Annotated in this window: 7 protein-coding genes and 3 pseudogenes; 6 read left to right on the top strand and 4 right to left on the bottom strand. The window is 69.6% G+C overall.

Going from position 1 to position 6,149, the window contains the following annotated elements; genetic code table 11:
- Window positions 1-164 precede the first annotated feature (164 nt).
- Complete coding sequence (locus tag H0X00_RS20635; RefSeq protein WP_293774407.1) at window positions 165-794, top strand: Rieske (2Fe-2S) protein; 630 nt, start codon at window positions 165-167, stop codon at window positions 792-794.
- Between the two features lie 102 nt (window positions 795-896).
- Here the strand turns inward: H0X00_RS20635 and H0X00_RS23985 are convergent.
- Window positions 897-1,080, bottom strand: a pseudogene (locus tag H0X00_RS23985) (hypothetical protein); the annotation flags it as partial.
- Between the two features lie 159 nt (window positions 1,081-1,239).
- On the opposite strand from H0X00_RS23985, the gene H0X00_RS20630 reads away from it, so the two are divergent.
- Window positions 1,240-1,830 (top strand): Rieske (2Fe-2S) protein, encoded by a 591-nt coding sequence (locus H0X00_RS20630; RefSeq protein ID WP_293774406.1) that lies wholly within the window; start codon window positions 1,240-1,242, stop codon window positions 1,828-1,830.
- 82 nt (window positions 1,831-1,912) lie between these two features.
- Here H0X00_RS20630 and H0X00_RS23980 read toward each other — a convergent pair.
- Together H0X00_RS23980 and H0X00_RS23975 are read right to left on the bottom strand one after the other, a co-directional pair.
- Window positions 1,913-2,368 (bottom strand): annotated as a pseudogene (locus H0X00_RS23980) (alpha/beta hydrolase); the annotation flags it as partial.
- A 161-nt stretch (window positions 2,369-2,529) separates the two neighbouring features.
- A pseudogene (locus H0X00_RS23975) lies at window positions 2,530-3,058 on the bottom strand (hemerythrin domain-containing protein).
- 253 nt (window positions 3,059-3,311) lie between these two features.
- On the opposite strand from H0X00_RS23975, the gene H0X00_RS20615 reads away from it, so the two are divergent.
- Window positions 3,312-3,866: a hypothetical protein gene (locus tag H0X00_RS20615; RefSeq protein WP_293774403.1), complete on the top strand. Its 555-nt coding sequence runs from the start codon at window positions 3,312-3,314 to the stop codon at window positions 3,864-3,866.
- A 31-nt stretch (window positions 3,867-3,897) separates the two neighbouring features.
- Entirely contained in the window at window positions 3,898-4,560 is a 663-nt protein-coding gene (locus H0X00_RS20610) for a hypothetical protein (protein WP_293774402.1), read from the top strand.
- A gap of 182 nt (window positions 4,561-4,742) precedes the next feature.
- Here the strand turns inward: H0X00_RS20610 and H0X00_RS20605 are convergent, their stop codons facing one another.
- Window positions 4,743-5,156: an SRPBCC family protein gene (locus tag H0X00_RS20605; RefSeq protein WP_293774400.1), complete on the bottom strand. Its 414-nt coding sequence runs from the start codon at window positions 5,154-5,156 to the stop codon at window positions 4,743-4,745.
- Here H0X00_RS20605 and H0X00_RS20600 point away from each other — a divergent pair.
- Window positions 5,089-5,589, top strand: coding sequence for a TetR/AcrR family transcriptional regulator (locus H0X00_RS20600; protein WP_293774399.1), 501 nt, complete (start codon window positions 5,089-5,091; stop codon window positions 5,587-5,589). The genes H0X00_RS20605 and H0X00_RS20600 overlap by 68 nt on opposite strands.
- Before the next feature lie 9 nt (window positions 5,590-5,598).
- Window positions 5,599-6,149 (top strand): patatin-like phospholipase family protein (locus H0X00_RS20595; protein ID WP_293774398.1); only part of this gene is annotated, 551 nt, incomplete at its 3' end.

Below are 6,149 nucleotides of genomic sequence, written 5' to 3'. Positions count from 1 at the left end.
GGGTCAAGGCGTGGAACGAGGACCCCAAGCCCTTCATCTGGACCAAGAGCGCCGAGCAGATCCTCGAATCACTTCGCCGACTTATTCAACGAACTACCGGCGCAGGACACTAGTTGCTTTCACAATTTGTTTTGACATTCGCCGCCCGGACACGGAGGCCCCCCATGGCTGCTGCGGATACACCAAATCTCCCCCACGAAGCGGAAGGAGCCCAGCCAGGCCGGCGCACCGTACTCCGCGGCATTTCCGCGTTGGGCCTGGCCGCTTTTGCGGTGCCGCTCGCCGCTCGGGCCAGTGACGGCAACAACGCGACCACCGCTCTGCCGGAGGCGTCCCTCGAATCCAACGCCGGTGCGGTGTCGCGCGCCAAGGCCGGTCCAAAGCCGACCCCAACTCCTAAGCCGGCTCCGAAGGCCAAGAAGAAGCCGAAGGCCGCCCCGAAGGGCAAGCCCAAGGCGGCGCCCAAGGGGGCCAAGCTCGTCAAGGCGAGCGACACCCCGCTGGCCTCGGGCGACACCATTCCGGTCAACAGTGGCTACCTCTTCGAGGCCGACGAGTACATCGTCACCCAGCCGACCGCCGGCAAGTTCGTCGGCTTCGACTCCCTCTGCACGCACGAGGGTTGCCCGGTCGACGTGTTCGACACCCCCGGCGTGATGAGCTGCTCGTGCCACAGCACGAACTTCAAGATCACCGACGGCAAGGTCATCTCGGGCCCGGCCAAGAAGCCGATGCCGAAGAGGCCGATCATCGTCGAGAACGGCCAGATCTACCGCGCCAAACCGGCGAAATGATCTGACCTCTGCTCCTCCATGAAGACCCCCCGGCGCCACCACCGGGGGGTCGTCATGTTGCCGCGGCGACGTCGCTCAGCGGGCCACCGACCTGACGGAGCGTCACCTCAGGTGCCGGGCGAAGAACCGATTCCCGTCGTTCCCCTCGAACTGCGGGACGCCGGTGGCGATCACCCCTCCGCGTACCCGACCGGGCCGCCGATCTCAGGCAACGAAAGGAGATCGTCCAAGGCGGTCCGCCATTCCGGGACCGCCTTTCGACCAGCGGGAGAACGAGTCGGCGAATCTGCACGCTCGGCGCAGCCCGCGGGCCGGTGGGCGACAACTCAAGCCAGGGAAAAGGTTGTTGCTCCGCCACGGGACACATCCACTCGCCCAGAACTAGGCTCATACCGCCCAGTTAGTTTGTTCTCCCACTCGCCAGCCCCGAAAACGGAGGCCCCCCATGGCTGCTGCGGATACGCCACATCACCCCGAGGAAGCGGAAGCGGCCCTGCCGGACCGGCGCGCCCTGATGCGCGGGATTTCCGCGATGGGCCTCGGCGCGTTTGTGGCGCCGATCGCCGTCCGCCCAGGTGCCGACGACCCGATCACCACGCTGCTCCAGACGCTGACAGGGACCAAGCCCGCTCCGCCGCCGGCCCCGAGCCCCGCACCGGCTCCGAAGCCCGTCCCCCCGAAGCCCTCCAAGCCGAAGGGGAAGCCGAAGCCGGGTGATCTGGTCAGGGCGAGCGACACCCCCCTCGCCTCGACCGAGGACATCCCCGTCAACAGCGGCATGCTCTTCGAGGCCGACGAGTACATCGTCACTCAGCCGCAGGCCGGAAAGTTCGTCGGCTTCGACTCCCTGTGCACGCACGAGGGCTGCCCGGTCGACGTGTTCGACCGCCCGGGAATCATGGCCTGCTCGTGCCACAGCACGGACTTCAAGATCACCGACGGTTCGGTGATCCGCGGCCCGGCCAAGAAGCCGATGCCGAAGAAGCTGATCATCGTCGAGGACGGCCAGATCTACCGGGCCAAGAAGTTCGAGTAGGCCGAAAGGCTCGCACCTGCATTCGCATGAGGACCTCCCGACCCTGGGTCGGGAGGTCCTCATGTCTAACGGTCAGGCCTCCCTTCAGGTGCCGGGCGAAGAACCGATTCCCGTCGTCCCCCTCGAACTGCGGGACTCCGGTCCCACTGCAACAGGACCAGCAGCGGAATGCTGACCTGCTGGGCCTCTTCGAACATGGTGCGAGGCACGAAGCTCCCGGCGAGCAGAAGTGCGGCGGCGATGCCCGGCTCGACCACCGCCAGCCGGAGGAGGGGGCGATCACCCCTCCCGCGTACCCGACCGGGCCGCCGATCTCGGGCAACGAAAGGAGATCGTCCAAGGCGGTCCGCCATTCCGGGACCGCCCTTTGGACCAGCGGAAGAACGAGCCGGTCGACGATCTCGCCGACCGGCTCGCCGACCTCCAGCGCCCGGCGCAGGTCGGCGCGGGCCTCCTCGGCGGCGGCGGAACGGGGGCGGTCACCGCTCCCGGGGAACTCGATGGTGGCCGCGGCGAAGCCCTCCGCCGCGGAGTGCCGCGTCCCTGACAAGTGTCAGGGTCAGTCGCGAGCCTCCGCCGGCCTCTTGCGGTCTGATCGCTGCTTCATGTGATCGGCGTCCAGCTTCCGCGAGCTGAGGGGCAAAGGAACGACGACGCCGCCCGGTACCGTCCGGGCGGCGCCGCCGTGTCCAGGGGGCCTCAGCTGATCAACGCGTCGATCGCCTTCTTCAGGGCGCTGGGCTGGGCCGGGTGGTGCGGCGCGACCTGGCGCGCGTTGAGCATTTCCTGGCCGATCTCCTGCAGCTCCTTACGGCCCAGGGCCTCGCGGACCTTGGGGAACCAGACCTCTTCCTCTTCCTCGATGTGGTGCTCGACGCTCTCGATCAGCACGGTGGTCTTCGCGTCGAACCGTTCGGCCTCCGGCGACATCGCGGCCAGCTCGCTACACAGCACGTCGGCGACGTGGTGCTCCTCGTAGGACTCCAGGATGTCGGCCTCGATGTCGGGCACCGCAGCCCGCACGCGGATACATGACCTCGTTCTCGATATACGTGTGCACGGTCAGCAGCTCGAGCATCTTGTCCACCAGGCGCCCCTTGGTGACGGTGGCGTCCTTGCCGGCGCCCTTGAACTCGCGGAATAGACGGCGCAGCTCCTTGTGGTCCGCGCGCAGCAGGACGAGCGAGCATCGCTCGACATGGTGATCTCCTTGAGGTGGCGTAGCCAGACTCTCCCCTCGCCGCCGCGGCTCACACCGTGAGACCGATCGCACGGGTCGTGATGCCCCGGCGATCGCGCGCATGACCTCGACAAGCGAATCGGCGTGCCTCGATCTGCTCAAGCGTGAGTGGCTGCGTCAGGGACCTGCCCACAGGCAGGCGACGTGACCGGAGACGCACCGACCCAGTGCATGGGTGGACGCGGGTGGGGCAGCGATTGGAGTCGAGCGGAGACCAGTACCGCCACTGTCAGGAGCACCCGTGACCGCAAACGATGACATCGCAGGCGAGGCCCGTGCGGGCCTCGCGAAAAACCTCGTCGGCAAGGCCAAGGAGGCCGTGGGCGCCGTTCTCGGCAGGAACGACCTCGTCGCCGAGGGCCGCCTGAACCAGGCAGAGGCGCAAGAGCGCAAGGAAGCCGCCACCCAGCAGGCGCTCGCCGAGGCGGAATTTGCGGACGGCGAGCAGGCGCTGGCGACCATCGCCGCAGACGCCGACACCCAGGAGGCGGTGGTCCGAGCGCACGCCGCCCGGGTCGCCGAGGAGGCCGACCGCGAGGCTGCCGCACGGGTTGCGGTCGCCCAGGAACATGCGGCCGCAGACGAAGCGCTCGCGAAGGTGGGCGCGGACATCCATGCCGGCGCCGACCTGCGCCGCGTCCAGGCCGAGGCAACGCGCGGGCAATTGGAGGCCGAGCGCCTGGAGGCGGCCGGTGAGAGTGATTACGCGGCGCGCGCGGCCGAAGCCGAGCGGAGCGAGGACGCCGCAGCCCGCGCCCGCGAGGCCGCCGAGCGCCTCGACCGCGAAACTCCCTGACCGCCTGACCCGCACTGCTAGGAGGAGAGTAATGAAGCTGCTCACTGTGCCGCGCAAGATCGCGGCCACCGAATACCGCCTACTGCGTATGCCGCTCACTGCGGTCCACCGCGGCGTCGAGGCGCGTCTGGCGCAGGATTCCCCGTTGCGGGTGAGATTCGAGCGCGCGGTCGCGTCCGTTGACAACTTCGCCGGCACGGTCACCGGGGACGCCTCCCTGCAGCGTCGCGGCACCAACCTGGCGCGCAAGACGCAGGCCCGCGCCCTGGCCCGGTCCCTGGAGGAGAAGGCGGCCGAGAAAGCGGCTGAGGCTGAGGCCGTCCTGATCCGGACGCGGCGCGACGCGGCCGAGCGCCGGACCGCGGCACGGACCGACGCGGCCGCCGCCGAGGCAGCGATCGAGAAGCGCCGGCGAGCCGAGAAGGTCGCGGCTGAGCGCGAGGCGGCCGTGAGGGCGACGGAAGCCACGGCGGCGGCGCGTCGCCAGGCGCAGGCCAAGCGAGCGGCGGCGAAGGCGCAGACGGAGTCCGCGGTGACGGCAATCGACAAGCGAGCCGCTACCCGGGCAGCGGCCCCGAAGGCACAGGTGACCCGGGCGGCAAGCGCGGCCGGCACTGCCGCCACGAAGCGTGCCGAGGCCGACCGGATCGCCGGGCTGGCATCGGCCGCCAAGCGGAAGCGCACCGCCCGCTGAGGAGCTGACCGCGTCCCGACGCGGCGTGTCCTGCGCCGTCCTCACCTCTGTCATGTCGGAGTGCACATGCGCGACAGTCAGTTCCGGGTCAGACCTCTGGGCGGAGCGCCCGGATGCCTGGCGATGATCGTCATCTCGGTGCTTGCCTCGATCCTGCTCACGGTTCTGCTCAATGCCTTCCGCTAAGGCCCTGAGCGCTCCAACGCCGCGGGTGGTCCGGTCCACTTCATGGTCATCCAGGTCATCGCCCGGCCGAGCGGGCGCTCCGCGTCGAAGGATTCGGTGAGCCGGGTCCCGGTCGGAATCGGTTCGAGCGCGTATCGCCACGTGTAGGAGCCGGTACCCGGTCCGTTGCGCCGGAAAGCGAACTCGCGGCCGGGCTCGGCCGCGGTCACCGTCGGGGTGTTGAACCAGGCCGGCCCGCGCGCGGGTTCGAGGGTGAGAAGCGGCTGTCCGCGGGACTTGATTCGGCAATGTACGAGCGCAAGCGCGCCGCACGGTCGTCGTCCGCGAGATCCTCGACCGCGCGTGGGCTCTGATGGAGCGCGAGGGGTCGCCGCCGTGAGCGTCCGCGAGGTGGCGCGCTCGGTGGGCATGCGCCAGCAGTCGCTCACGTATTACTTTCCGACCAAACAGGCCCTGCTCGATGCCCTGTTCGCCGACGGGTTCGCCGCCCTCCGGCGCGACTTCGACGCACTGCCCGAGCCCACCGAGCCCGAGGCGGGGGTGGTGGACGTGGCCGTGAGCTTCGTCGACTACTGCGTGAACCACCCGGCCCGCTACCACCTGATGTTCCAGCGAACGACCCCGGCGGCCGGCTGTTCGCCGATCAGACCCGCCGCGGCGTCCGCAGGCTCCTCGCGGAGATCCGTGCCGGTGCGCACAAGCGACCGGGCCGATCGAAACGCGGGCCAGAGGGACGAGGCGGAGCCGCTCGAAGCCGTTGACTCCGGACCGAGTCCGGCTGGACGACGTGTGATCGAGGGCGGGCTCATCGACGCGCGCGGCGGCGCCCCGGTGCGCGGTTAGCCTCGCTCCATGAGTTTGACGGCGTTCGTGCTCGGCGGCGGCGGGATGCTCGGCGCCGCCGAGGTGGGGATGCTGCAGTCGCTGGCCGAGCACGGCGTCGAGCCCGATCTGGTGCTCGGCACGTCGGTCGGGGCGATCAACGGGGCGGCGTACGCGTGCCGGCCAGGCGTCGGCGCCGCCACCCGGCTGGCTCAGATGTGGGCGGACCTCGGATCCTCCGACGTCTTCGGTGGTGGGATCGTCGCGTCGCTGGGAACCCTCGCCCGCAGTAGCGGAACGCACCTGTACCAGAACGACCGGCTGCAGGCGCTGCTCACCGAGCACATCCCGGTCGCGGAGTTCGAAGACCTAGCCGTGCCGTTCCAGTGCGTCGCGGCCTGCGTCGAGCGCGCAGCCGCACATTGGTTCACCGGCGGTCCGCTGGCCGAGGCAGTGCTGGCCAGCTGTGCGGTCCCGGGTCTGTTGCCGCCGGTGCGGATCGGTAAGGAGCACTTCCTCGACGGCGGTCTGGTGGACTCGCTGCCGGTCAGCCGGGCCCTCGCCCTGGGCGCCACCGAGAT

The organism is Sporichthya sp., from assembly GCF_013815995.1.
In the GTDB taxonomy this organism is placed as follows: Bacteria; Actinomycetota; Actinomycetes; order Sporichthyales; family Sporichthyaceae; genus Sporichthya.
The sequence above is the reverse complement of the archived record's forward strand: the minus strand, read 5'-3'. Positions and strand labels throughout refer to the sequence as shown.